Genomic DNA, 25794 nt, shown 5'->3' with positions numbered 1-25794 from the left:
GGCAGGGAATCATTCACCCGACGGCGGTCGACGTTGCTGCAGCTCCTCCGGCAGCGACCGGATCTCGGCAGACAGTTCACGTAGTTCACGCCGGGTCGCGATCTGTGCTTCGTCGTCACGTCGACCGACCTGATCAATGATCCAGCTCGCGATTGTCGCGGTAACTACACCCAGCAGCGCGATGCCACTGATCATCACTCCCGCGGCGATCAACCGACCTGTCTCGGTCACCGGGGTCAGATCACCGTACCCAACGGTCGTGATCGTGACCAACGCCCACCACAGCGCATCCCCGAATGACACAATCGTCGCGCCGTCGGCATGCCGTTCCACATCGAGGATCGCTAACGCGGACACGAACACCAGCAAAGCTGTCGTCACAATCACGTACACGATCACTCGCCCGCGAACGGCAGCCCCGGTGCTCCGCTGCAGGACTCGGAACAGCTGCGCGAGCCGCAACAGCCGTAAAGGCCTCAGGAACGGCAACGCAAGAGCGGCCAGGTCCACCAGATGGTGCACGAACCACCGACCACGATGACGCGCCAACAGGAGCGTCACGAGGTAGTCCACCACGAACATCGCCCACGTGACGTTGATCACAACATCCGACACGAACGCGCTGCGGCCGTGATGATCGGCGAGCACCTCCACCGCATACGCAGCAAGAAACGCTCCCGCCGCGATCGCAAGCGGCCACCGCATTACCCGTTCCCACCGCTGCTGTGTCCACCTCACATGTGCACGATATTGCCCCTCGCCTCAGCCAGCACCTACCGAAGACCTCCCCGCGACCACGTCGACCCCCGCTCCGAGCGGGCCGCCCGAAACCGGACTCCTGGGACGCCAGATCCTGCGCCTAACCCTCACCTCGCGGGAACCACCGATTCCCGTCCGACCCGACGACATCGGGCGCGGCCGTCGCTCACTTGCCGGACTGCTCGAGATGCTCCCCGAACTCCGCGCCGTGGTCGCCAGCGGCGGTATGGCCATCGACAGCGTCATGCGACACCTCACCCTCCACGCTTGCGCCCGCGTCATCCCCGTCCTGGCAACGCCACACCCGTCACCGGCAAACGGACGCCATCGTTGAGAGCACCACCCGCAGCGGCTCCCTGCAAAGCCCGGATCTAGCTATGTGCCGATAACGAACCATTCCGCTACAACTGTCCGAACCGACGCTCCGGCAATATGCGAGACGGCGTGTCTTGTAGCGGAACTCAGTCCCGGAATCTACGTGTCGCCTCTACCCCTCCTGGTCGAGTTTCGCTACGTTCTCTTCATGGGGCACCTCCTCGGGTACGCGCGTGTATCCACCACCGACCAGGACGCGTCATTGCAGGTCGATGCGCTGAACGCTGCCGGCTGCTTCCGCGTATTCGTCGACACCATGTCTGGGTCACTCGAGCACCGACCAGAACTCGACAAGCTCCTCGACCAGATCCGCCCCGGCGACACACTCGTCGTCTGGCGTCTCGACCGACTCGGGCGCTCGATCCGGCACCTCATCGACCAGCTGCACGGCCTCGCGGACCGTGGTGTCGGATTCCGGTCGCTGCAGGAGACCATTGACACCACCTCGCCCGGCGGCCGCCTCGTCTTCCACGTGTTCGCGGCCCTGGCGGAGTTCGAACGGGACCTCATCAAGGAGCGCACCAATGCCGGCCTTGCTGCGGCTCGCGCCCGTGGCCGCACCGGCGGGCGTCCACCGCGGCTGTCCTCTGACCAAGTCCGAACGGCGCGCCGGTTGTACGAGCAGCAGGACATGACCGTCGCGCAGATCGGAGACGTCCTCGGAGTCAGCAGGACGACCATTTACCGCACGCTCGCGAAGCACACCGAGGTCATGACCGCTCGACGCACCAAGCCCTCCCCGTCGATGTAGCGACCGTGGACGCGGACGAGCGGTGGCGAATCCTTCGACTGCATGTCGATGACGCGATTCCGCTTGCCGAGCTCGTCCGCACAACGGGTGTGCCGCGTCGGACCCTGACGCGGTGGCTCGCCCGCTACCGAACAGGCGGCTACGACGCGCTCTCCGACAGTGTTCGCCTGGATCGTGGGGTCAGGCGCACATCGCCGGATCTCGTGGCTCTGGTTGAGGCACTGGCCCTGACCCGGCCACGACCTTCGATCGCCACCATCCACCGGCGCCTGGTCGAGCGCTGCGCTGGCCGCGACGCCGATGCACCGTCGTACTCGACCGTGCAGAACATCGTGCGCGCTCTCGACCCAGGGATGGTGACCCTGGCGCTCGACGGGCCTGCATCGTACCGGGATAAACACGAGCTGCTCCTCCGGCGTCGAGCGGACCAGCCGAACGCGGTCTGGCAGGCCGATCACACGATGCTCGACATCCTGATTGTCGGCCCGGACGGGAGGCCGGCTCGTCCTTGGCTGACCGTCATCCTCGACGACTACTCCCGAGCGGTGTGCGGGTATCTGGTGTTCCTCGGTGCGCCATCGGCGGCGAACACCGCGCTCGCTCTCCGGCAGGCGATCTGGCACAAGGTCCAACCCGATTGGCCCATCTGCGGCATCCCCAACGTGCTCTACGTCGACCACGGGTCCGACTTCACCAGCCACCGACTCAGTGCAACCGCCGGATCACTGCACCTTCGGATCGTGCACTCCGCAGTCGGTCGACCGCAAGGCCGCGGAAAGATTGAGCGGTTCTTTGGCACCGTCAACACGGAACTGCTCACCGGCCTGCCCGGCCACCTGACGACGAAGACGCCCGCTCCGTCACCAGTCCTCGACCTCGCTGGCCTCGATGCGGCTGTCGTGGCGTTCATCGGCCGCTACAACACTCGCATTCACCGGGAAACGAAACAGTCCCCGGTGGACGCATGGATCGCTGGCGGCTGGCTGGCCCGCATGCCCGACTCCCTCGAACAGCTCGACGGATTTCTCCTGACCGTGCCGGCGTCCCGGATCGTGCAACGCGACGGCATCCGCTTCCAGGGCCTTCGCTACACGTCACCAACACTGGCACCGTTCGTCGGGGCGACAGTGACGATCCGCTACGACCCACGAGACATCACCGAGATCCGCGTGTTCCACCGCAACATCTACCTCTGCACCGCAGTCAACCCGGAACACCAGAGCGAAACCGTCTCCCTCAAACAGATCCAGGCCGCGAGAAACGCGCACCGCCGAGCGCTCCGCGGACAGATCCAAGAACGCATCGCTGTCGTCGAACATCCGCCAGCGCAGGAGCCACCGTCCGAGCCCGTATCTCAGCAGCGCCGACGGAGGCTCCGTACCTACGAGGAGGACCAGTGATGCCCAACCAGTTCGTCGTCACCAAGGAACACCGTCGATTCACGGAGTTCGCCGACGCCGTTCGCAAGCAACAGACCATCGGAATCTGTTTCGGCGCCGCCGGCGTCGGCAAGACGCTCTCGGCCCGCCGCTACGCACACTGGGACCTCATCGGACCCTTCATCAAGCAATGGGGTCCTCGATCCGAAAGCGACCTCAAGGTCTACGCCGCTGCCCACCGAGCGCGCACCGTCTTCTACACGCCGCAGGTCGCTGCTTCCCTGCGGTCCCTTCGCGACCAGCTCGACTACGACCTACGCCACACGAACATCCTCGTCGAGGAACACCTCCGACTCATCGGTCACACCGTCAGCTACCGCCACGGTCAACCACCGTCCCAGCTCGAGCTCGTCATCGTCGATGAAGCGGAACGGCTTACCGCCACCGCGATCGAGTGGCTCCGCGATCAGTACGACCGCACAGGCACAGCGCTGATCTTGATCGGGATGCCCGGCATCGAGAAGCAATTCGCGCACTACCCGCAGCTCTACAGCCGTCTCGGCTTCGCACACCAGTACCGCCCACTCGGCCACGACGAGCTGCTGTTCGTCCTCGAACGCCAGTGGCGAAAGCTCGGCCACACCCTCGACCCTGACGACTTCACCGACGCCCAAGCCGTCGCCGCCATCGAACGGATCACCCGCGGTAACTTCCGCCTCCTTGAACGACTCCTCCCGCAGATCCAACGCGTGCTCCGCATCAACGAACTCGACGTCATCACCAACGACGTCATCGAAGCCGCCCGCAGCACTCTTGTCATTGGCGTCAGCTAACAAGCCAAAGAACGATGCCCGAACCGGGCCATGAGGCGCTGCCGCTCACAACGAGGACCCATGAAGAGAACGTAGCGAAACTCGTTGGACGGGGTAGTAGCGGGACGTAGATTCCGGGACTGGGTTTCGCTACAAGACACGCCGCTGTCGCCGATGTCTCACCGCGACCTCGGCCCGCTGTAGCGGAATCGGAGGTTTGTGGTACGAAACGGACACAGAGCTCTCCCCGACGATGGAGGGGGGTCTTTTTTGAGCGCTACTTCTTCGAAGCAGCCTTCGCCCGCTGCATGCGAGCGACGCGGCGGGCAGCCTTGTCACTCAGCACCGGCCACGCCTGTCGGATCGCGATCGCGATGAAGTTCATCGCGAGGGCGAATCCGACTGCGTAGCCAGCGGCAGCGGGGATCTCAATCGACAGGGGCATGGAACCTCCACCGTTCGATCTGCCAGCCCGTGGGCTGGCTCTCGGGAGCACGCCCAGTGCGTGCTCCGAGGTCTGTGGGCCTCGCGGTGCGAGGGACGGTTCATCGATGACCGAACCACGTGGGTGCCGCGATGAGCTCGCCGCGTGCACAGGTGCGGCTCGACACACTGGGCTCACCTCGCGTCGCGATCAGCCGCGAGAAGAAGGGCGGGGGCCTCACCATCCCCCGCCCTTTCATCGAGGGGCGGGGAGAGGCCTGCATCTCGCCGCAAGCGATCGCCGCCGCTGGGCCTTCGCGGGTAGAGCGTTTCGGGCACAAAAAAACCGACCCGAAGGCCGGCTGTTGGCGCGCACTATGAACGCAGGACGATTCTGACACATCTGGCGGGCATGCAGCAAGTACGTCGCACCCGCCAGATGTGCCGCCCCCTGGAGCTTGAGGGGGCCTCTGCACTCCGGCGGCCGCGAGGGCCAGTCACTTGGATCAGTGGTGGCCGTGAACGACGGCGTGCCCGAGGCCGCGGCTGATCATCCACCGGTTCACCGGGGTGGTCACGATGAACGCGATCACCAGGGAGAACGCGAGGGAGCCCCAGAACAGCCAGTCGTTCAGCTGCGCGTCCATGGCGCCGGGAACCGCGACGATGACGGTGTTGTCGATGATCTCCATCACGGCGATTGACACGGTGTCTGCGGCAAGGGCGACCTTGAACGCGGCGGAGAAGCTCAGCCCGGACCGGACGACGCCGCGCATGGTGAGGGCGTAGCCGAAGATGAACGCCAGCACGATCGACAGGATGATCGTGCCGGTGTTGTGCAGGCCGGTCGCGGTGCCGATGACCATGCCGAGGACTTCACCGATCGCGCAGCCGGTGAGGCAGTGCAGGGTCGCTTGTGCGGCCATCGTCCACGTCGTCGTCGCGTGACCGCCGCCATGGTTCTGGTGGTTGTCGTGGTCGGTCATGCTGTGGTGTTCGTGGGTGTCCATGTCGCTCCTATCGGGTGTGGAAGGTGCGGAGGCGGAGGCTGTTGCTGACGACGAAGACCGAGGACAGCGCCATTGCGGCGCCGGCGATCATCGGGTTCAGCAGGCCGGCCATCGCGAGCGGGATCGCGGCGACGTTGTAGGCGAAGGCCCAGAACAGGTTCACCTTGATCGTGCCGAGGGTGCGGCGGGCGAGCGCGATCGCGTCCGCCGCGGCGCTCAGGTCCGCTCGGATGAGGGTGATGTCGGCGGCTTCCATGGCCGCGTCGGTGCCGCTACCCATCGCGATCCCGAGATCCGCGGCGGCGAGAGCGGCGGCGTCGTTGACGCCGTCGCCGATCATCGCCACGGACCGGCCCTGCTGCTGCAGCCGGATGACGGTCCGGTACTTGTCTTCGGGGCGTACCTCGGCTTCGACGTCGTCGATGCCGACCTCGGCGGCGACCGTCCGGGCGACGTCTTTAGCGTCGCCGGTGAGCATGATCGTGCGCAGCCCCATGTCGTGGAGGCGTCGGATCGCGTCCGGGCTGGTCGGCGCGATGGTGTCCGCGACGCTGATGACGCCGCGGGCTGCGCCGTCCCATGCGACAACGACCGCGGTCGCGCCGCCCCGCTCTGCGGTCCGGACCGCGTCCGTGACCGCTTCGGGGATGGTGATGGCCCACTGGTCGGTCAACCACGCGGGTCGGCCGACGAGCACGAGGGTGCCGTCGACGACGGCTTGGACGCCGAGCCCGGCGGTGGACTGGAACGATTCCGCGGTGGGGTGGTCGGTGGCGGCTGCGGTGATGGCGCGGGCGATCGGGTGTTCGGATCCTGCTTCCGCGGCGGCGGCGAGGGCGAGCACCCGGGTGTCGGTTTCCCCACCGACGGCGGTCACCTGGTGGACGCTCATCTTGCCGGTGGTGACGGTGCCGGTCTTGTCGAGCACGACGGTGTCGATCCGGCGGGTGGCCTCGAGGACCTGGGGTCCGCGGATGAGGATCCCGAGCTGGGAGCCACGTCCGGTGCCGACGAGCAGCGCGGTGGGAGTTGCCAGCCCCAGGGCGCAGGGGCAGGCGATCACCAGGGTCGCGACGGCGGCGGTGAACGCGGCTTGCACGTCGCCGGTGAGCAGCAGCCACCCGATGAGGGTCAGCACCGCCAGGCCCATGACGATTGGGACGAACACGGCGGAGACCCGGTCGGCGAGGCGCTGCACCTCGGCCTTGCCGGTCTGCGCGGACACGACGAGCCGGCCGATGCGGGCAAGCTCCGTGTCGTGGCCGACGCGGGTGGCTTCGACGATGAGTCGGCCGCCGACGTTCACGGTCGCACCGGTGACGGTGTCGCCGGGGCCGGCCTCGACGGGGACCGCTTCACCGGTCATCACGCTGGTGTCGATCGCGCTCGTGCCATCGGTGATGGTTCCGTCGGTGGCGATGCGTTCACCGGGACGGACCACGAACCGGTCCCCGACCTGTAGTGCTGCGGTCGGCACCTCGGTTTCGACACCGTCTCGGAGCACCCGCGCAGTCGGTGCACCCAAGGCGAGGAGCGCCTGCAGGGCGGCGCCGGAGCGGTCCTTCGCGCGGGCCTCGAAGTACCGGCCGGCGAGGAGGAACACCGTCACCGCGGCGGCGACTTCGAAGTACGGCTCCGGAGCCGCGCCCGGGTGCGGGAACCAGGAGAACGCCATCTGCATCCCGATGTGCCCGGCGCCGCCGAACACCAGCGCCCAGACGGACCACACGGTCGCGGCGGCGACGCCGACGCTGACGAGGGTGTCCATCGTCGCGGCCCCATGCCGGGCGTTGATCGCGGCAGCACGATGGAACGGCCACGCACCCCACACAGCGACCGGCAGCGCCAGCACCAGAACGGCCCACTGCCATCCCGGGAACTGCAGGACCGGGACCATCGACAGCGCCACCACCGGGACGGCGAGCACCGTGGACACGATCAGGCGCCGACGCAGCGGCGCGAGCTCGTCGGTGTCCGCGCCGGCCGGTTCGGGCAGGTGCGCGCCGTACCCGGCCGCTTCAATGGTCCGGATCGCGTCGTCGACAGCGAGGTCCGCGGGGAGCGTGACGGAGGCGCTTTCGGTGGCGTAGTTCACGCTCGCGGTCACGCCGGGCAGCTTGTTCAGCTTCCGCTCGATCCGGTTCGCGCACGACGCGCAGGTCATCCCCTCGATGGTCAGCTCAACCGGCGGGGTGCTGGTCGTGGTCATGATGCGACCAACGTGTAGCCGGCCTCCTCCACAGCGGCGGAGACTTCCTCCTGCGGCAGGTTGCGGGTGCTGGTCACCCGAGCGGTGGAGACACCGCCGACGTTGAGGTCGATCGTCACGTCCGTGACGTCCGGCACGGCGGCGAGTTCCTCGTTGACACTCATCACGCAGTGCCCGCACGTCATGCCCGTGATGGCGTACGTGTTCGTCAGCTGCTCGCTCATCGTGGTGATCCCTTCGTCGTTCACGTTCATCAGGTACCCTAGGGGGGTACCGTAGCGAGTGTAACGCCGGTCGGGCGGATGTGTTCCCAATCCGCCGAACCGGCATCCGGAAAGAGGACGTGATGGCGAGCAGAACTGATCGGCGCGAAGAGGCGCGGCGGAAAGCCGCTGACCGCAGAGCGGAACAGCAGCGCAGTCGCACCCGCCGGTGGTGGCTGCTGGGCGCCGCCGTGGTCGTCGTCCTCGCCGCGGTCACCACGATCACGGTCGCCGCGCTGAACCGTGGCAACGACACGGCGCCAACAGCGTCCGGAGCGACGGCGGCACCGCCGTGGCCGGCCCCCGCGGATGCGGCGGCGCGGGCGAAGGCTGCCGGGCTCGAGGTGGCGGGGATGGAAGGTGCGGCGCTGCACACCCATCAGCATCTGTCCGTGTCCGTGGACGGGGAGCCGGTGGCGGTGCCGGCGAACATCGGCGTCGACGTGCAGCGGGGCGGCATGTCTGCACTCCACACCCACGACACCTCCGGCATCGTGCACGTCGAGTCCGCGAAGGTGCAGCCGTTCACCCTCGGACAGCTCTTTACCGAGTGGGACGTGACCTTGCGAGACGGGCAGGTCGGCGGGTACGTCGACGGGAAGAACGACCGGCACGTCGCCGTGTTCGTCAACGGCACCCGCACCACCACGCCGCTGCCGGATCTGGAACTGCAGGACCAGCAGGACATCGCCATCGTCATCACCCGTGGGTCCGGTACGCCGATCGCGCCGACCCCGTTCGATTGGTCGACGGCGGCATGAGCGCCGCTACCGTAATCGGTGAACCCCGAGGAGCGTCCATGACCGACACCACCGCGCCCGCAGCAGAGCACCACCACGGGTACATCACCGCGAAGGAGGACTACCTCAAACGGTTGCGCCGCATCGAGGGGCAAGCCCGCGGCCTGCAGCGGATGGTCGATGAGGAGCAGTACTGCATCGACATCCTCACCCAGGTGTCCGCGATGACGAAGGCGCTGCAATCCGTCGCGCTCGGCCTGCTGGATGACCACCTCGCGCACTGCGTCACCGACGCCGTCGCCGAAGGCGGCGACGAGGCGGCGGTGAAGCTGAAGGAAGCCTCCGACGCGATCGCCCGCCTCGTGCGCGCCTAACCAGCTCTCCGCCCGCCAGACGGGGCGGTTGTCCTCTCAGCGCTCGTCCTGCACCATAGAACCCGCACCCCGACCAGTCATCAGTACGGATCCGCATGCTCACCACCGCGAACACCACGCGCCGCCGCCTGCTGCTGCAGGCCACGGCGGTGCTGGCGTTGCTGCTGCTGGTCGGGTTCACGGTCCTGATGCACAGCATGCTCGGCCACGCGACCACCGGCGAGCACGCCATGACCGCCATGACGGCCGAGCACACCCACAGCGACGCAGCCGAGCACGCTGCCGCGCCGGCTGGCGCGGTGGTGAGCGTGCTCAGTGATGCTGGCTGCGATGGCGGCCTGTGCGCGCTGATGTGCTCCCTGATGGGGATGGCCTGCGCGCTGACGATCGCCCTGTTCGCGTGGGCGCTTCTGCGCACCCGGAACGGCGGGGTCCTCTACGTCCTCGCACGCCTCCTCGCCCTCGGGGACCGTGTCGCACGCCGCGTCGCGGCACCCAAGCCGCCATCACTGACGGCGCTGCAGATCATCCGTATCTGATCCATCCCCGGCGGGAGCGCTCCCTTCGGAAGCTCTCGCATGCCCAGAACACGGGCAGGTATTCGCCTGCCCGGAACACCTGACGCATCACGGGAACGGATCCATGAACACCACCATCACGCGCACCCTCGCGGCCACCGCCGCCCTCACCATCGGCCTCACCCTCGCCGGATGCTCCACCAACAACGCCGGCTCCTCGGACAACTCCTCCTCGTCGTCCTCGTCGTCCTCGTCGACGCACAATGACCAGGACGTGACGTTCACGCAGGGGATGCTGCCGCACCACAAGCAGGCCATCGAGATGAGCGACATGCTCCTCGCCAAGGGCTCCGACGTGGACCCCGACGTCGTCACGCTCGCGAAGCAAATCAAGGCCGAGCAGGCACCGGAGATCAAGACGATGACCGGCTGGTTGAAGGCCTGGGGCGAGCCCACGGAGATGTCGAGCATGTCCGGGATGGATCACTCCTCCATGTCGGGCGGGATGATGTCCGACGCCGATATGAACGCCCTCGACAGTGCCTCCCCGGCGGACGCCGGGAAGCTGTTCCTGCAGCAGATGGTCGAGCACCACACCAGCGCTGTCGACATGGCGAAGACCGAAGTCGATAAGGGCAAGAACACCGACGCGGTCGCGATGGCGAAGTCGATCGTGTCGAGCCAGACCGAGCAGATCAGCCAGATGAAGGACATGCTCGCGTCGATGTGACCCCGGCCGTGGGTCGCGGCGGTGTCCCCCCTCCCTGCCGCGATCCGCGACCGGCTTTCCCCCTCTCCCGCTCGAGCACCCCGCCGAGCGGCCCTGTTTCTTCTGACGTGCTCATCCCCGTCCGCCGTCTTTCTTGGAGCCTGCCTGTGCCCCAGCAGCACCCCCACACCCCCACTGCAACGCCGCTGACGCGCCGCGAAGCCCTCGCCGCAGAACGCGCCACACCCCCCGCTCCGCGGACGCCCCGCATCCGCCGGACCCCCGCTGTCGTGAGTCGGCCGCCGCTGCCCGCCGTGACGGTGGCCGCGCCGGCTCCGACGCGGACGTTCCGATCCCGGGCGCTGGCGGCGATTCCGCTGACCGGTGCTGCTGCGGCGATGGCGCTGTTCACCGCCGCGGCGCTTCCCGCGCAGGCATCTACCGGCCCCGCCGTCACCGTGCCCGGCGGCACCCCGTCCGCTACCGGGCAGAGCTTCACCGCGACCGGGCTGACCGTGACCGTTGACCGGGACGGCTACACCGTCACCAAGCCCGCCGTGAAGCCCGTGATCACCAAGACGACCACCAGCACCACGAACAGCGCCACAGCAGCGGCAGGTAGCACGGCTGCAGTCGCGCCCACCGGGACGATCGTGAACACCGGCGCCGGCGATATCCGCTGGCCCGTCGCCGGCAGCATCCGGGTCAGCTCCCCGTTCGGCCCCCGCCTCGCCCCGTGCGCGGCGTGCTCGTCGATCCACCAGGGCGCCGACATCACCCCCGGCGCCGGCACCCCCATCGGCGCCGTCGCCGCCGGCACCGTCCGAATCTCGGGCACCCACCCGGAGTACGGCCAGTACGTCATCATCGACCATCAGATCGACGGTCAGACCATCTCCACCCTCTACGCGCACATGATCTTCGGCTCGTCACCGCTGCATGCCGGGCAGAGCGTCGCCGTCGGGCAGCTCGTCGGCCTCGTCGGCAACACCGGCGCCAGCACCGGCGCCCACCTGCACCTGCAGGTCATGCTCGGCAGCAGCACCCCAATCGACCCCATTGCCTGGCTTACAACGAATGCCGGGCGCACCTTGTGAGCGGCGCCCACTCAGCCCGCTCCGCGGCAACCATCCGATCGCGCGCCGACGATCGCCTCCGGGCCGGCGGCAGCGTTGTGGAGAGCCGGCCGGCTGCACGTCGCCGATCATCGGTCGATACCGATATGATCGGCGTATGACGATCACTTGCCGGATGATGGTTCCCGTGTCTCGGCCGCCGCTTGTTGAGTCGAACCGATGATCGGCACGATTGCGGCGGCGGTGGGTCTCTTTGCTGCCACCAACATCGATGACGTCGTGGTCCTGACGGTTCTGTTCCTTGCATCGACGCGTGGAACGTTGCCGGGGTGGAAGGTCGTCGTCGGTCAGTACGCCGGCTTCATCGCCCTCGTCGCGATCAGTGTCCTCACTGCTGCGGGGCTCACCATCGTTCCGGACAAGTGGGTGGGACTGCTGGGGCTCATCCCCCTGGGTATTGGTCTGGTGGGGTTGGTCCGTGCTCTGCGACGACGCGGTGATGACGACGACGATGACGACGACTCGGCAGTGCGCGCCGGCGGGGTCCTCGGAGTCGCCGGGATCACCATCGCCAACGGCGCCGACAACATCTCCCTCTACACGCCGGTGTTCCGGACGACCCCGATCCCGGACACCGTGGTCACGATTGCGGTGTTCCTCGTGCTCGTCGCGGTGTGGTGCCTCGTGGCTCGCTTCGTGGGGACGAACAAGACCGTCACGGAAGCCCTCGAGAAGATCGAGCACTGGCTCGTGCCCGCCGTGTTCACGGGCCTGGGCCTCTACATCCTGATCGAGTCCGGCGTGATCGTGCGCCTCATCGACGTGCTCTCGTGAGAGCAAGCATCCGAGTGGTCGTGGTGCTGCTGATCGCCGCGGCCGCGCTCACCATCGACCAGCTCACCAAAGCGTGGGCACTGTCCGGCCTCGGCCCGTCGCGCACAATTGAGCTGGCTCCGGGTGCGACCCTCCAGCTCGTGTTCAACCCAGGCGTCGCTTTCAGCCTCGGCAGCGAGATGGGGCCGCCGCTCGCACTCGGCATCATCGCCCTGACGTTGTGCCTGGCAACGTGGGCAGTCGTGCGCGCCGTGCGCGGCGCCGACATGCTCGCCACTGGGCTGATGAGCGTCGCCGTCGGCGGCGCCGCAGGCAACCTCTGGGACCGCATCACCCGCGCCGAGTCCGGGCCACTCACCGGCGAAGTCGTCGACTTCATCAACATCGACTGGTTCGCCATCTTCAACGTCGCCGACATCTTCGCCACCCTGGGGATCGCCGGATTCGCGATCCGCTTCCTGATGCCGGGCAGGCACAAGGACGAGCCCGCGCCCACGGAGCGATCAGCGTGAACGGGAACCCCTTCGCGGAAGCGATCCTCAGCGGACAGCTCCTGATCGCCGTGCCGGTCGCACTCCTGGCCGGGCTGGTGTCCTTCCTCTCACCATGCGTCCTCCCACTCGTCCCCGGGTACCTCGGCTTCATCGGCGGTGTCGCAGAGCAACGCCGCCGCAGCACGCTCACCCTGGGCGTGCTCCTGTTCATCCTCGGCTTCACCGTCATCTTCGTCGCCTACGCCGCCGCATTCGGCGCCGCCGGCTTCTGGCTGATCCGCTGGCGCGACCTGCTCACGCAGATCCTCGGCGGCTTCGTCATCATCATGGGACTCGTGTTCATCGGCCGCTTCGGGATCCTGCAGCGCACCCTCAAACCACGATGGAAACCGGCCACCGGCATCGCCGGCGCACCCCTGCTCGGGATCGTGTTCGGGCTCGGCTGGACCCCCTGCCTTGGCCCGACCCTCACCGCGATCAACCTGCTGAGCCTGCAAGCCGCGAGCACCTGGAACGGCGTCCTGCTCGGCATCGCCTACTGCCTCGGACTCGGCATCCCCTTCCTCCTCCTCGCCCTTGGAACCACCTGGGCCACCACCGCGATCAGCCGCGTTAAACGGCACCTACGGACCGTGAACCTGATCGGTGGTGGCACGCTGATCCTCATCGGTGTCCTCATGGTCACCGGACTGTGGTCATCGCTGATGTACACGGTCGGCGCACACATCGGCCAGTACGTCACGCTCCTCTAACACCCAGGTGCAGCCCGCTGCAACGCATGGTCGACGGCGGCATCCCCATGGTCACGATCGAGCAAGCACCGCCCCAGAACCAATGGCCGACCTTGAACGCACGAACCGCGCTACGCCGATATCATCGGCATATGCCGATCGTAGAAGCGCGGGGCGATCTTGCCGCGGTATCGCTGTTCCACTCTCTCGCAGACCCGACCCGGCTGCGCATCCTGCGCCGACTCCGCCACGGGGAAGCTCGCGTGAGCGACCTCGTCGCGGAGCTCGGTCTTGCCCAATCGACCCTCTCCGAGCACGTCGCGTGCCTTCGCGACTGCGCACTCGTGGAGGGGCGGGCGCAGGGCCGGCAAGTGTTCTACAGCCTCGCCCGTCCGGAGTTGATGGACCTCCTCGAGTCCGCGGAGACACTGCTGCAGGCCACCGGCTACCAAGTCGATCTCTGCGGCACCTATGGCTCGGACGCGAGGGCTGGCGAATGAGCACGCTCACCGAAACCGAAACGGAGCAGCTCACCCGACGAGGGCTCCGCCTCGCGCAGTTCACCGTCGCATACAACGTCCTCGAAGGAATCGTCGCCATCACGGCTGGGATCGCCGCGGGACTCGTTTCCGTCATCGGGTTCGGTATCGACTCCGGAATCGAATCGATCGTCGCCGTGCTGGTGGGCATCCGCCTCGCCGCCAGGCTCCGCCACGGCGAAGCGGACGAGGGTAAGGAGCGACGCACGTTGAAGTTCGTCGCCGTGACGTTCTTCCTCCTCGCCGCCTACGTCGTGATCGATGGCATCCGCAGCCTGATCACCCACGAAACACCGGAGACCTCCCCGGTCAGCATCGTGCTGCTGGTCCTCTCGATCATCGTCATGCCGGTCCTCGCCGCACTCAAGACCCGAGTCGGCAAGAAGCTCGACGACCCGCTCATCCTCGCCGACGCGGCAGAAACTCGAATCTGTGTCCTCCTCAGCGTCGCGACCCTCATCGGACTCCTCCTCTACACCCTCACCGGCGCAGCCTGGCTCGACCCCGTCGCAGGATTCGTCATCGCCCTCTTCGCCATCCACGAAGGACGCGAAGCGTGGGAAGGCGAACTCGTGGAAGACGACGATGACGACTGAAACGACCGCTTCATAGCGACACCGAACACCGCTCAAAAGCTGACACAAAGCGAAGCTGCTCACACTCTGTGCCTCGCGGGGCGAAGAGCGGACCAACGGGATGCAGAACACCACCGCAACGCGCACAGCTGCAGATGAGCAAACTGGGGCTGCCTCGCGTTGCGATCAGAGCCGCGAGAAGAAGGGCGGGGGCCTCACCAACCCCCGCCCTTTCAGCTGCTGGACGCAACAGCTAACCCGGCGTCACCTCGGACGGACGGGCTCGTCTTCAACCCAAGCATTGCCTTCAGTCTCGGACGGGACATGGTTCACCGCTCGCGGCCGGCATGATCGCCCTCACGCCGTGCCTGGCGACGCGGGCTGATGTTGCCGATGGGGCTGCTATCCACTGAAGTAGGTCAGCGTTCTACCTAGTGGGTGCTGCGGAGCAGGAGCCGCGGCAAGTATTTGTCTGTCAGGGGCAGCCTGTTGCATGCTCACTCCCGCTCCGACGGCAGCACGGTTACGGTGACCCGGTCCGGGATCTGGAGCGGATCACGCGCGTGGTCGTCGTGCAGCGCGAACTCCGTTGGCGATGACGACCACCTCGGCGAGCTCGTGAACAAGGACGACACCAGCCAGGCCGAGCGCTCCGGCCAGGGCGAGCGGGAACAGGACGACGATGATCGCGAGGGAGAGTCCGATGTTGCTGGTCATGATGCGACGTCCCCGGCGTGCGTGCAGGAGCGCTGCCGGGATGGCGCGCAGGTCGGTGCCGGTGAATGCGACGTCGGCGGATTCGACGGCTGCAGCGGCACCGGTGGCGCCCATCGCGATGCCGACGTCTGCGGACGCGAGGGCGGGCGCGTCGTTCACGCCGTCGCCGATCATCGCCACGGTACCGTTGCGTCGGAGTTCGTTGACCGCGGATGCTTTGTCCTGTGGGAGCTGTTCGGCGCGGACGTCGTGGATCCCAGCGCGGGCGGCGAGCGTGGTGGCGGTGCGTTGATTGTCGCCGGTCAGCATGAGGGTGCGGATGCCCGCTTCGTGCAGTGCTGTGATGGTTTCGGCGGCTTCGTCGCGCAGCTCGTCGCGGACGCCGACGACGCCGGTGATGACGCCGTCGATTTCGACCACCACGACGGTTTCACCGTTGCGCTCGAGCCGGTCGATGTCTGCCTGGAGTGTTCCGGCTTGCAGCCAGCGCGTGCTGCCGACTCGGACTCGTCGCCCGTGGACCTCTCCGGTGAGACCGCGGCCGGGTTCTTCCGTGACGTCGAATGCTGCCGGCGGCTGGTCCACGGCGTTGGAGATCGCTGCTGCGAGCGGGTGGGTGCTGTGTCGTTCGAGTGCAGCTGCTGCCGTGAGGATGTCCTGGCGGTCGTGACCGGGGGCGGTGACGACGTCGACGACTTCGGGGGCGTTGCGGGTCAGCGTGCCCGTCTTGTCGAACGCGACCGCGGTGACGGCGCCGAGCTGCTCGAATGCCGCTCCGGACTTGATGATGACGCCGAACTTGCTCGCCGACCCGATCGCGGAGATCACTGTGACGGGCACGGCGATTGCGAGTGCGCACGGGGATGCTGCGACAAGGACAACGAGTGCGCGCTCGGTCCACGTCGCCGGGTCACCGACGATGAACCCGAACACGACGACGAGCGCCGCGACGATGAGTACGACCGGGACAAGGGGGCGGGCGATGCGGTCCGCAAGACGGGCGCGTTCACCCTTCCGGGATTGTGCATCTTCGACGAGTCGCACGATGGTTGTCAGGGAGTTGTCGTGGCCATCCGCTGATGCCTCGATCTGCAAGGCGCCCTGCCCGTTGACCGATCCGGCCGGGACCGAGTCGCCGGGACCCACTTCGACAGGGATGGACTCGCCGGTCACTGCGGACGTGTCGAGGCTGCTCCGACCAGCGGTGACGATGCCGTCTGTGGCGACCCGTTCCCCGGGGCGCACCACCAGCAGGTCCAACGCTCGGATCTCCTGCGCCGGGATCTCAACCTCTCCTGAGAGTCGAGAGACGCGGGCGGTGTTGGGGATCAGGTCCAGCAGGGCGCGGAGGCCTTGCCGTGCGCGGTCCATCGCCCGGTCCTCGAGAGCTTCAGCAATTGAGAACAGGAACGCCAGCGCGGCTGCTTCTGCGACCTTGCCGAGCAGAACCGCGCCGATCGCGGCGATCGTCATCAGCAGACCCACGCCCAGTCGGCCCCGGAGTACCCGACGGATCGCGCCGGGGACGAACGTCCACGCTCCGGCGAGCAGCGCGGCGCCGTGCACGATGGTGCCCGCGACGGTGAAACCGCTCCAGTCGAGCCCATAGCCGATCAGCAGGAACACGCCGGCGAGGGCCGGGAACAGTAGCGCCCGATCGCGCCAGACGGGGACGAGTCCGTCGTCGTCGTGCTCCGATGCCGCGGCGTCGTGATTGCAGCAGTCATCGTCGGCGTGGCCGTGTGAGTCGGTGCCGGTCACTTGCAGGCTCAGCTCGCTTTCTGGCCGACGCACCTGCACGGCAAGCGGCTGGCGTTCCTGCCCCTCCTCCGGCCCGCAGCATTCGCGGCTCATCGGATCGCCTTCATATCCTGCAGGACACTGGACGTCGTCGTGTCGCAGCACAACGGCACGTCGCATGCGGGGTCGGCACAGTCGACGCCGTCATCGACAGCGAGGACCACCTCGACGAGCGCTTCCAACGCCTTCGTAATGTGCGGGTCCGCGATTTCGTAGCGGGTGCGGCGGCCCTCCGGGGTCGCGACGACGATGCCGCATCCGCGCAGGCACGCGAGGTGGTTCGACACGTTGGTCCGCGTGAGCGTCAGCTCGTCAGCCAGCCGGGCCGGGTACCCCGGCTCGTCCAGCAAGCTCAACAGGATCCGAGAACGGGTCTCATCCGCCATCGCCCGGCCGAGCCGGTTCATCACGTCAAGCCGCGAAGCAAGTGTCAGCATGCGATGACCATACGGCGCATGATGACCAATCGCCAGTTGACCAGGTCCCGCCGCTTAGCGCGGGCCCCGGGTTTCAACCGCGTGCATCTGGGCGCCACGTCGATCCAAGTTTCAATCACACTGGTTAAGCCTGCGCTTGCACCATCGGCCTCCGCGACGGTGCAGCTTGACGGTGTGCACGACGCGAGAGGCGGTGTTCTGCGCGCCGCTCGGAATCGCAGCGATGGTCCTCGCCGCATCAGCTAAACGTTCAGTAGCTGGGGCGCCGAACCGGGCCGACAAGCGCTCGTCGTTTCGAGTTCACCCGGGGTAGCTAGCGTCGCGGACGATGCTGCCTCGGGAGTATGGCTCGTTCCGAGCCGACGTGCACGCGATCCGGGCTGTCGCCGTGGCGCTTGTGGTGCTGTATCACGTGGATTTCGGCTGGTTCCGTGGCGGCTTTGTGGGAGTGGATGCCTTTTTCGTCGTCTCCGGGTACCTCATCACCACCCAGCTCGCTCGAGAGCTCCAGTCTCAGGGGCGGATAGACCTCCCGAGGTTCTGGGCTCGCCGTGTTCGCCGATTGGCGCCTTCGGCGCTGGCCGTCCTCGTCACCGTTGGAATCGCCGCAGCGGTGTTGTATCCGAAGGAAGACTGGCCGAAGGTTGGGGGGCAGTTCGCCGCGAGTGTGGCCTACGTCGAGAATTGGGCGCTTGCCGCGTCGAGGACTGACTACCTTGCGGCTGGCACACCGTCCACTCCGTTTGAGCATTTCTGGTCACTCAGCGTCGAGGAGCAGTTCTACATCGGCTGGCCGGTCCTGCTCCTGGTGGTGTGGAAGTACGTTCCACGAAAATCGGCGTTGCGCTGGGTCGTGGGGGCAGTGACCGGAGCCTCAGTCGTCAGTTCCATCTGGTTGACGGTCTCAGACCCCGCAGCTGCGTACTTCTGGCCGCATACGCGCGCATGGGAGTTCGGCGTCGGTGCATTACTGGCGTTGCTTGGGCCAAACCCCGGGCGACGGTTCTCGGTTCCTGCGCGGCTGCGGTTTGGAACTGCTCTGTTCGGTTGGATGGGCCTGATTGGTGCCGGCGTCGCACTCTCGGCAAGGGTGCCGTACCCAGGCATTGCTGCAGCGATCCCCGTCACGGCGACCACTCTGATCATCGCCGCAGGCGCCGAGGGCGGGGTGATCGGGGTGATGCTGCGTTGGAGTCCGGTGCGCTGGCTTGGCGCCATCTCGTACCCGTTGTACTTGTGGCACTGGCCGGTCGCGCTGTTGCTCCCGCGACTTGTTGAACTACCACCGCCGGTTCGAATCGTCGCCACTGTCGTGTTCGCGCTGATCCTCGCCCAGTTGACACACGTCTTGATCGAGAAGCGCGTTCGTTCCGGCTTGCTCTCACGGTACCGTCCAGCCACTGTTCTCGCCGGCGCGGCAGGTCTGATGGTGGTGTTGCTGATCGTCCCGACCGCGGGCTGGGCGGCACTGCAGAGTCAGGAGCGTCGGGACCGGGATGTCGTGTCCATGTTGCGCGGGGACGGCTGCTTCGGTGCTGCTGCTGCGTGGAACCGTTCCTGCCGGCTCAGCGGTGATCCGCGACAACCATTCACCCCGGCGACCTTGACCGCGGCGTACGACATCGACCCGACCTGGGACAAGTGCCAGGCGCAGACGACCGCAGCGCGCAGCTGCGTGGTCGGGGTGCGAGGGGGCACTCGGGTGGCGTTGATTGGGGATTCCCACGCGCACCAGTGGTCGTCGGTGTTGATACAAATTGCTCGCGCACGAGGCTGGGAGCTGCACCTCTATGTCAAGGGCGGGTGCGACTTCTCACGCGTGCGATGGTCGGACGTGTCGGACACGAATCAACGTCGATGCGCCATCTGGAACGACGACGTCGACCGCTCGTTGGAAGCCGAAGCCCCCTACACGCTGGTCTTCACGGCCGCTCGTGCGGACCTCCGCGGACGACCGGTGGGAGCTGACCATGATCGGGCGGCGCAGCGCGGCTACCGCGCGTCATGGGATCCGGTGATTACCCGAGGGGCCACTGTCCTTGCGATTCGGGACACCCCCGCAGCTGGGACCGGTGTGCAACGTTGCCTCGACGTGAATCCGGGTGCTGTCTCCCGCTGTCGATTGAGCACAGGACGAGCGTTCGCGGCGAAGGACTACCTCGCTGTTGCGGCGCAGCGCATCCGCGGTGCACAGGTGCTGGATCTGACGTCGTCGTTCTGTCGTGCTGGGTGGTGTCCTGCGGTGGTTGGGAACGTGCTTGTGTATCGGGACTCGCAGCACATCACCCGCACCTACGCGAACACTCTCACTCGTCCCCTGCAGCGCACCATCACGGCAGCACTGGCTCGAGCCTCACCAGCGACGAAGCGAACGGTAACGGCTGAGATCACTCGCGCGAGCGATCTCGCCCGTTCATCGCGGCGAGCTGTTCGTTGTAGGCGCGAAGCTCAGCGTCGCCGTCGCGTTGCGCCTGACGGTCCAGGCGTTTGGCGTCGCGTTTGTCTGACTTGACCCAGTTCCGCACGACGAGCAGTGCGACGAACACCATCGGCAGTTCGGACGCGCCCCAGGCGATGCCGCCGCCGGTGTGCTGGTCAGCGAGGAGTGCGGCTTCGTTGGTTTGCCCGAGTGCGCGGAACCAGTCGAGTGCGTAGACCTCGGTTGAGGTCATCACTGCGACGCCGAAGAACGCGTGGAACGCCATTGTCGCCAGGAGCGCGATGATGAGGATCGGGTAGGCGGGCCGTTGCGGGCCCGGGTCGATGCCGACGAAGACCCAGAAGAATAGGTAGCCGCTCAGCACGAAGTGGACGACCATGACGATGTGCCACTCGTGTGACTGCATCGAGGCTTGGAACGCCGGGGTGAAGTAGAACACCACAAGGGACCCGGCGAAGATGATCCCAGCGACGGCGGGCTTGCCGAGGAACTGCATCCAGCGGGAGTGTACGAAGAGCATCAGCCACTCACGGGCGCCGCGTGAGCCGTCGTTGCGGACCGGCAGCGTGCGCAGCGCAAGGAGCACCGGGCCGCCGAGCACGAGCGGCAGCGGGACGAACATCATCAGCAGCATGTGCTGGATCATGTGCGAGGAGAAGTGGATCATGCCGTAAACGGCGGGGCCGCCGTTCATCGTCCAGATAAAAATCAGGCAGCCCGTGACCCAGCTGATTGTCCGACCGACCGGCCAGCTGTCGCCGCGCTTGTGGAGCTTGCGGACGGCGAAGAGGTACCAGCCGATGCCGATGAGGGCGAGAGCGGTCCATGCCCAGTCCCAGTGCCACGCGCTCAGGAAGTTCTGCAGGGTCTGGGTGGGCGGGTAGGTGAACCCGATCAGCCCGTCACGTGTGTCTGCCCCGGTTTCCGGCGTCTGCGGGATCGGCGGTTGGCTCCGGGACACCGCGACGGAGGCGCCGATCGCGACCGCCATGAAAATGATCTCGGCGAGAGCGAACCGGACGAACAGCCGACGGTTGGCGGGGTCGCGGAGAAGCCCTGGCACGAGTTTTCTGCGCTGCGCGACGCCGGCGATGCCGAGAAGGATGAGCGCCGATGCTTTGACGGTGATCAGCCAGCCGTATGAGGTGGTGATCAGGTCGACGGGGCCGGTGAGTCGGAGTGCCGCGTTGACGATTCCGGAGAAGGCAACAGCGGCGAAGGACCAGCCGGCGAGGGTCGAGTAGCGAGCGACAACACGGCCGGTGCTGCCCTGGGTCATCGTGCGCAGCAGCAGTACCGCGGTGAGCCCGCCAACCCAGACACATACGCCGATTAGGTGGATCGCGAGGGAGTTCACGGCGTTGGCGTGCTCGAGGGATCCAGCTGCGTGACCCGACAGCGACAGCGGCAGGAGGGCGAAGATGGCGAAGACCGTCGCGACGGCGATGCTGGTCACACGTGTTGCGGAGGCGGCGATGATCGTGGCGACCAGGACCGCGGTTGCGGAGACGAGGTACACCTGACCGGCTTCCAGGCGGAAGAGGAACTCCGGAAAAGTTCGGGCGAACACGGAGCTCGTGATCGGCGCGCCGATGGTGTTGGCGCCGGTGAACACGATTCCGGCCACGGCGGCGAGGAACCACAGCGCGCCGCTCCACGCCGCCCAGCGTGCGGCCCGGTACTGCATCCAGGAGAGCCGGCCCCGTTCCTTCCGCTGACCGGGCAGCGCGAACGCTGCGACGATGAGCAGCCCGATCGTCACTGCAGCCATGGCGTCGTGGACCACTCGCGCGACAGGTAGGCCGTAGTCGACAAGCCGGCCGGCGTCGACGAGCTGTGTTGCTTCCCCGAGCGCCCCGGTCAGGGTGAGCCCGAGCAGCGCGCATGCCAGTGCGAGTGGCACTGAGATGGTGAGTGTCGAGCGAACTGCCACGGTGTCGGGCGCTACCTCAATGGGTGCGGTGCGCGTGTCTGCCGAGCGGTGGTTCGTGTCAGTCAATGGGTCATCACAAGTCGTTGTCGGGCCGCTGTTTCCTTGGTGCGCAGCAGGCTCAGGGATGCGCGGGATCAGACGTGGGGGGTGTGTTCGTGTTGGCTGTGTCCAGCCGGTTCCAGCTGGAACGTGGAGTGCTCAACACTGACATCGAAGTGTTCCGCGACGCACCGCTGCAGGTCGTCGAGCAAGGCCGGCACGCTGCCGTCGGTGAAGCATGCGGAGTCGATGCTGACATGCGCGGTGAGCACCGGAAGGCCGGTCGCGATTTGGGACGCGTGGAGATCGTGCACGTCAATCACGTGTTTCCGCTCGAGCAGGTGTGCGCGGACGTCGTCGAGGTTCAGGCCCGTGGGGGTGGCCTCCAGCAGCACATTCAGGGTCTCTCGGAGCAGCTTGAACGCCCGCGGCAGAATGAGTATGCCGATGAGGAGACCTGCAATGGCATCAGCCCCGCCCCAACCGGTGATGGCGATGACGATCGCTGCGATGATGACGGCGACTGATCCGAGAGCGTCGTTGAGGACTTCGAGGAACGCAGCGCGCAGGTTGAAGTTCGCGTTCCGGCCGGAGGCGAGCACCAGGATCGACGCGATGTTGCCGGCGAGGCCGATGATGCCGAAGACGAGCAGCCCGCCGGAAGCGATCTCCGGGGGTGCGAAGAGCCGCTGCACCCCTTCGATGAGGACGAACAGTCCGACCGCGAGCAGGACTGCCGCCTGTCCCGTGGCGGAGAGCACCTCGGCGCGGGCGAAGCCCCAGGTGCGCTTCGCGGTCGCGGGTCGTCGTGCGAGGTTCGCTGCGACGAGTGCGGTGGCTAGCCCGCCGGCGTCGGTGAGCATATGCGCTGCGTCGACGAGGAGCGCGAGGCTGTTCGTCGCGATCGCGCCGATGATCTCGGCCACAAGAATCGTTGCGGTGATGCCGAACGCGATCGCGAGCCGGCGGCGGTTCACCGCGTGCGCGTCGATGCCATGATCGTGTGAGGTGCTCATGCGTCGTGCTCCGTGTTGTGGTGGTGACGGACCACGTCGCCGACGGTGTGCTCGGCCTGGAAGATCGCATCGTGCACGAGCTTGTTCGCGTGGTCGTTCGCGAGGCGGTAGTAGACCCGGTTGCCGTCTTGCCGAGTGGTGACCATGCGGGCCATGCGCAGCTTCGCGAGGTGCTGAGACACGGCAGCCTGCGACCGGTCGACGACGGCAGCGAGATGCCCCACCGGCATCTCTTCCTCACGCAGTGCGAGGACGAGGCGGATACGTGTCGGGTCGGCGAGCATCGCGAAGATCTCTGCGGCTAGTTCGACGTGCGCGTCATCGAACTCCGCCTGCCCAACATTCGTGTATTCGCTCATGCGAATATAGTTGCATGTTGATGGTGGTGTGTCTACCGTCGGGTGGCATGGAACCGTTGGCGTGGATACCGACCGCACCGCCGACTGTCGCTGCGTTGCTCGCACCGACGTTGCAGCCCGTGCCCGTGATCCCTGTCATCGCGGTGCTGCTCGCTGCTGGGTACGTGACCGGATGGCTACGCTTACGACTGCAACGCCGAACGTGGCCGGTGTGGCGTGGCGTGCTGTTCCTGACCGGATGCGGACTGCTTGCCGTCACGATGGGTGCCGGCATCGAGGGGTACGGCTTCGTACTGTTCTCCGCGTTCATGTTCCAGCAGCTCACACTGATGATGACGGTTCCGCTACTGCTTGTCCTCGGCGCACCGGGCACGTTGCTCCTCCGAGCAACACCGCATCGAGGTCCCGGTCGGCTGGTGTTGCAGACGGCGGTGTTCGGGCTGCGGTCACGGCTCGGCCGGTTCTTGCTGCATCCCGGGTTCATGATCCCGCTGTTCCTCATCACCTTCTACGGCCTCTACCTCACCAGCGCCGCGGACGCCCTCCTCCAGACGTGGGCCGGACATGTCGGCCTCGAGCTCGCATTCCTCGCCGCTGGAGTGCTCTTCACCGCCCCGCTGATCCCAACCGACCCACTGCCACGCCGACAAGGGCACCTCGGCCGACTCCTGGATGCGTTCCTGGAGATGCCGCTGCACGCCTTCTTCGGAGTGATCCTGATGATGGCGACCGTGCCACTCGTACCCGCGTTCACCAACATTCCTGCCTCCTGGGGCATCACCGCAGTCGGCGACCAAGCGTTCGCGGGCGGCCTTGCGTGGTCGTATGGGGAAGCACCCTCACTCGCCCTAGTGCTGATCCTGATGACCAGCTGGTTCCGCCACGAATCCCGGAAGAGTCGAGAGCGGGACCGTGAGATCGATCGCGATGGTGACCCGGACCTCGAGGCCTACAACGCGCACCTCGCACGGCTGCAAGGACGAACAACCTCACCCCACGAGCAGCACGGATGACCCACCGGCACCGCATGCTCAGGCACCCCGGACACACCCAGCGAACTCACCTGTACCCCTTGACAGCGTCCTGCACAATGGATGCGGCCGCACCGATCGGGCCATCCTCATCATGACGACACTTCGCCACCTCCTCCCGCTCCGGCTGCTTCGTGCTGCCACCGCGGTGATCGCAGCCGTTCTGTTGTTGCTCGGTGCGATGACGTTGCAAAACCTGGCCGCGCACACGGACGACCCGGTGGCGAGCCTCACTGGCGCATCTACCGTGTCCGAACTGGAACAGGGCACCTCCGGTACCGCCCACGTGGACCAGCATGAGGGCGTCAGTGGAATCTTCTGCGCATTGTTGGGGCTGGCGGCGTTGGTGATGAGTGCCGGCCTCGTCCTGGCACTGCTCGCGCACGACCTCCGCCGGCCGTTGTTCTCCTTGTCCCGGGTCCTCGCCAGACTGCGGCCGCGGCTCATCCGGCACGACCAGACAGCGGTCTCGCTGACGGTCCTGTCGATCGCACGCGTCTGATTCTCCTTCCGGACGACCCCGCAACGCGGGGACGTCAAAAGCGTCCTGCCCGCTTAACGGAAGCCTTCCTGCAGACCTGTGACGAACCAGACCGCCCTCGTACCCGATTCCCCAACTCCCCTCACGCGACGCGCAGCCCTCGACGCTGAACGCCACGCCCAGCGAGCACGCACCCCTCGGCAGCTCCAACACCGGCCACTTCCCCGTCCGCGACCCATCGCCGGCGCGCCCTCCCCCGCTCGCCCGAGGAGGGCTGTCTCCTCGCAGCTGGTGTTGACCAGTGCGGCAGCAGCCGTCGTGCTCTTCGCAACTGCCGCACTGCCCGGGCCGGCAACGGCGTCCGTGGCCGCGCCGGCGACAGCCCTCACCCCCGGTGTGAGCGGGCAGAGCCTCCAGGTAGCAGCCGCCGCATTGGACCCAACTGCCCAACGCGACTCCTTCACCGTCAGCACCCCAACAGTGGTCGGCAGCGCACCGGCTACCGCGGCCGGTGAGGTGGGCGCCGTCACCGGCGGGGGCGATGTTCGCTGGCCGTTCCCCGGTCCGGTGCCGCAGAGCTCCGGCTTCGGATATCGCATCGCGCCATGCGCCACCTGCTCGACAGCGCATCAGGGCCTCGACCTCACCCCCGGAGCTGGAACTCCCATCGGTGCGGTCGCCGCGGGCGTGGTCCGCGTCTCCGGCATGCACTCTGAGTTCGGGCAGTACGTGATCATCGACCACCAGGTCGGCGGGCAGCTCGTATCTACCCTGTACGCCCACATGATCATCGGTTCATCCCCGCTCCGGACGGGGCAACGCGTCGCCGCTGGCGCTCGAGTCGGGCTTGTCGGATCTTCTGGCCGGAGTACCGGCGCGCACCTGCACCTCGAGGTGCATCAGGGCGGCGCCACTCCCATCGACCCGGCAGCGTGGCTGCGCAGCAACGCCGGCCGCAACTTCTAACAGG

At 66.9% G+C, this 25794-nt stretch carries 26 protein-coding genes and 1 pseudogene; 17 read left to right on the top strand and 10 right to left on the bottom strand.

What is annotated here, in order from left to right:
- Positions 1–9: 9 nt before the first annotated feature.
- Entirely contained in the window at positions 10–738 is a 729-nt protein-coding gene (locus EDF23_RS06860; RefSeq protein ID WP_243648839.1) for a potassium channel family protein, read from the bottom strand.
- 544 nt (positions 739–1282) lie between these two features.
- On the opposite strand from EDF23_RS06860, the gene EDF23_RS06855 reads away from it, so the two are divergent.
- The 3 genes from EDF23_RS06855 to EDF23_RS06845 are packed head-to-tail and all read left to right on the top strand — an operon-like array spanning position 1283 to position 4097.
- The gene (locus tag EDF23_RS06855; RefSeq protein ID WP_123293853.1) at positions 1283–1885 is read left to right on the top strand and encodes a recombinase family protein; all 603 of its coding nucleotides are present in this window, start codon (positions 1283–1285) and stop codon (positions 1883–1885) included.
- A gap of 5 nt (positions 1886–1890) precedes the next feature.
- Entirely contained in the window at positions 1891–3285 is a 1395-nt protein-coding gene (locus EDF23_RS06850) for a Mu transposase C-terminal domain-containing protein (protein WP_123293740.1), read from the top strand.
- Positions 3285–4097 carry an AAA family ATPase gene (locus EDF23_RS06845; protein WP_123293741.1) on the top strand — a complete coding sequence of 271 codons (813 nt, stop codon included), beginning with the start codon at positions 3285–3287 and terminating at the stop codon, positions 4095–4097. The genes EDF23_RS06850 and EDF23_RS06845 overlap by 1 nt, the downstream gene beginning before the upstream one ends.
- A 256-nt stretch (positions 4098–4353) precedes the next feature.
- Here the strand turns inward: EDF23_RS06845 and EDF23_RS19160 are convergent, their stop codons facing one another.
- From EDF23_RS19160 to EDF23_RS06830, 4 genes are all read right to left on the bottom strand, one after another.
- On the bottom strand, positions 4354–4521 hold the full coding sequence (locus EDF23_RS19160) for a hypothetical protein (RefSeq protein ID WP_165901042.1): 168 nt from the start codon (positions 4519–4521) through the stop codon (positions 4354–4356).
- A gap of 484 nt (positions 4522–5005) precedes the next feature.
- Entirely contained in the window at positions 5006–5509 is a 504-nt protein-coding gene (locus EDF23_RS06840) for a DUF4396 domain-containing protein (RefSeq protein WP_185094187.1), read from the bottom strand.
- A 7-nt stretch (positions 5510–5516) separates the two neighbouring features.
- Positions 5517–7718: a heavy metal translocating P-type ATPase gene (locus EDF23_RS06835; protein WP_123937985.1), complete on the bottom strand. Its 2202-nt coding sequence runs from the start codon at positions 7716–7718 to the stop codon at positions 5517–5519.
- The gene (locus EDF23_RS06830; protein WP_243648838.1) at positions 7715–7972 is read right to left on the bottom strand and encodes a heavy metal-associated domain-containing protein; all 258 of its coding nucleotides are present in this window, start codon (positions 7970–7972) and stop codon (positions 7715–7717) included. Before EDF23_RS06830 ends, EDF23_RS06835 begins: the two co-directional genes overlap by 4 nt.
- Positions 7973–8064: 92 nt before the next feature.
- Between EDF23_RS06830 and EDF23_RS06825 the strand changes: the two genes are divergently transcribed.
- From EDF23_RS06825 to EDF23_RS06780, 10 genes are all read left to right on the top strand, one after another.
- Positions 8065–8742, top strand: coding sequence for a hypothetical protein (locus tag EDF23_RS06825; protein ID WP_123937983.1), 678 nt, complete (start codon positions 8065–8067; stop codon positions 8740–8742).
- A 38-nt stretch (positions 8743–8780) separates the two neighbouring features.
- Entirely contained in the window at positions 8781–9095 is a 315-nt protein-coding gene (locus tag EDF23_RS06820) for a metal-sensitive transcriptional regulator (protein ID WP_079238218.1), read from the top strand.
- Between the two features lie 95 nt (positions 9096–9190).
- Positions 9191–9634 (top strand): hypothetical protein, encoded by a 444-nt coding sequence (locus tag EDF23_RS06815; protein ID WP_096897504.1) that lies wholly within the window; start codon positions 9191–9193, stop codon positions 9632–9634.
- Positions 9635–9737: 103 nt separating this feature from the next.
- Entirely contained in the window at positions 9738–10343 is a 606-nt protein-coding gene (locus EDF23_RS06810; protein ID WP_079238220.1) for a DUF305 domain-containing protein, read from the top strand.
- A 269-nt stretch (positions 10344–10612) separates the two neighbouring features.
- Positions 10613–11419 carry a M23 family metallopeptidase gene (locus EDF23_RS06805; protein WP_123937981.1) on the top strand — a complete coding sequence of 269 codons (807 nt, stop codon included), beginning with the start codon at positions 10613–10615 and terminating at the stop codon, positions 11417–11419.
- A 198-nt stretch (positions 11420–11617) separates the two neighbouring features.
- Positions 11618–12232, top strand: coding sequence for a cadmium resistance transporter (locus EDF23_RS06800; protein ID WP_079238222.1), 615 nt, complete (start codon positions 11618–11620; stop codon positions 12230–12232).
- Between the two features lie 20 nt (positions 12233–12252).
- Positions 12253–12744: a signal peptidase II gene (locus EDF23_RS06795; RefSeq protein WP_158521905.1), complete on the top strand. Its 492-nt coding sequence runs from the start codon at positions 12253–12255 to the stop codon at positions 12742–12744.
- On the top strand, positions 12741–13478 hold the full coding sequence (locus tag EDF23_RS06790) for a cytochrome c biogenesis CcdA family protein (protein ID WP_099051938.1): 738 nt from the start codon (positions 12741–12743) through the stop codon (positions 13476–13478). Before EDF23_RS06795 ends, EDF23_RS06790 begins: the two co-directional genes overlap by 4 nt.
- 131 nt (positions 13479–13609) lie before the next feature.
- Positions 13610–13957 (top strand): metalloregulator ArsR/SmtB family transcription factor, encoded by a 348-nt coding sequence (locus tag EDF23_RS06785; protein WP_079238223.1) that lies wholly within the window; start codon positions 13610–13612, stop codon positions 13955–13957.
- On the top strand, positions 13954–14592 hold the full coding sequence (locus EDF23_RS06780; protein WP_079238224.1) for a cation transporter: 639 nt from the start codon (positions 13954–13956) through the stop codon (positions 14590–14592). The genes EDF23_RS06785 and EDF23_RS06780 overlap by 4 nt, the downstream gene beginning before the upstream one ends.
- Positions 14593–15126: 534 nt before the next feature.
- Here the strand turns inward: EDF23_RS06780 and EDF23_RS06775 are convergent.
- Both EDF23_RS06775 and EDF23_RS06770 read right to left on the bottom strand, forming a co-directional pair.
- Positions 15127–17142 (bottom strand): cation-translocating P-type ATPase, encoded by a 2016-nt coding sequence (locus EDF23_RS06775; RefSeq protein ID WP_123937977.1) that lies wholly within the window; start codon positions 17140–17142, stop codon positions 15127–15129.
- The gene (locus EDF23_RS06770; RefSeq protein WP_123937975.1) at positions 17139–17525 is read right to left on the bottom strand and encodes a metalloregulator ArsR/SmtB family transcription factor; all 387 of its coding nucleotides are present in this window, start codon (positions 17523–17525) and stop codon (positions 17139–17141) included. Before EDF23_RS06770 ends, EDF23_RS06775 begins: the two co-directional genes overlap by 4 nt.
- Before the next feature lie 328 nt (positions 17526–17853).
- Between EDF23_RS06770 and EDF23_RS19595 the strand changes: the two are divergent.
- Positions 17854–19827 (top strand): annotated as a pseudogene (locus EDF23_RS19595) (acyltransferase family protein); the annotation flags it as partial.
- Between the two features lie 85 nt (positions 19828–19912).
- Here the strand turns inward: EDF23_RS19595 and EDF23_RS06760 are convergent.
- The 3 genes from EDF23_RS06760 to EDF23_RS06750 all read right to left on the bottom strand — a co-directional run bounded on the left by EDF23_RS06760 (position 19913) and on the right by EDF23_RS06750 (position 23312).
- Positions 19913–21868, bottom strand: a complete 1956-nt coding sequence (locus tag EDF23_RS06760; RefSeq protein ID WP_243648837.1) for a cytochrome c oxidase assembly protein — start codon at positions 21866–21868, stop codon at positions 19913–19915.
- A 164-nt stretch (positions 21869–22032) separates the two neighbouring features.
- Positions 22033–22953 carry a cation diffusion facilitator family transporter gene (locus EDF23_RS06755; protein ID WP_123937969.1) on the bottom strand — a complete coding sequence of 307 codons (921 nt, stop codon included), beginning with the start codon at positions 22951–22953 and terminating at the stop codon, positions 22033–22035.
- Positions 22950–23312: a metalloregulator ArsR/SmtB family transcription factor gene (locus EDF23_RS06750; protein WP_123937967.1), complete on the bottom strand. Its 363-nt coding sequence runs from the start codon at positions 23310–23312 to the stop codon at positions 22950–22952. Before EDF23_RS06750 ends, EDF23_RS06755 begins: the two co-directional genes overlap by 4 nt.
- Positions 23313–23359: 47 nt before the next feature.
- Between EDF23_RS06750 and EDF23_RS06745 the strand changes: the two genes are divergently transcribed.
- The 3 genes from EDF23_RS06745 to EDF23_RS19785 all read left to right on the top strand — a co-directional run bounded on the left by EDF23_RS06745 (position 23360) and on the right by EDF23_RS19785 (position 25790).
- On the top strand, positions 23360–24325 hold the full coding sequence (locus EDF23_RS06745) for a cytochrome c oxidase assembly protein (RefSeq protein WP_123937965.1): 966 nt from the start codon (positions 23360–23362) through the stop codon (positions 24323–24325).
- Between the two features lie 112 nt (positions 24326–24437).
- A complete protein-coding gene (locus tag EDF23_RS06740) occupies positions 24438–24845 on the top strand; it encodes a hypothetical protein (RefSeq protein ID WP_123937963.1) in 408 nt (135 codons plus the stop codon).
- A 78-nt stretch (positions 24846–24923) separates the two neighbouring features.
- Complete coding sequence (locus EDF23_RS19785) at positions 24924–25790, top strand: M23 family metallopeptidase (protein ID WP_123937961.1); 867 nt, start codon at positions 24924–24926, stop codon at positions 25788–25790.
- The last annotated feature ends 4 nt before the right edge of the window (positions 25791–25794 follow it).

The sequence above is a fragment of the Curtobacterium sp. PhB128 genome (genome assembly GCF_004340725.1).
Classification (GTDB): Bacteria; Actinomycetota; Actinomycetes; order Actinomycetales; family Microbacteriaceae; genus Curtobacterium.
This window is presented reverse-complemented; position numbering and strand designations above follow the sequence as displayed.